A 204-nucleotide genomic window follows, 5' to 3' on the forward strand; every position below is an offset into this window, starting at 1 on the left:
CGTCCCCCTCGACCCGGCCCGGCTGCAGGCCGCCCACCGCCTCGTACGGCGCCTCGCGGGCGACGGACTGAGGGTCCTGGCCGTCGCCCAGGGCACGCCTGCCACCGCGCCGCATCCCGCTGATCAGCTGGCCGAACTGGCCGGTGAACTGACCCTGCTGGGCTTCCTGGCGATCGCCGACACTCCCCGGCCCGGGGCGGCCGA

The 204-nt window shown here is 77.0% G+C and carries 1 protein-coding gene; it reads left to right on the top strand.

What is annotated here, in order from left to right:
- Window positions 1-204, top strand: a 204-nt coding sequence (locus JL475_RS39635) for a cation-transporting P-type ATPase (RefSeq protein ID WP_202283010.1), incomplete at both ends; no start/stop codon positions are given.

The sequence above is a fragment of the Streptomyces sp. M2CJ-2 genome, assembly GCF_016757295.1.
Taxonomy (GTDB): domain Bacteria; phylum Actinomycetota; class Actinomycetes; order Streptomycetales; family Streptomycetaceae; genus Streptomyces.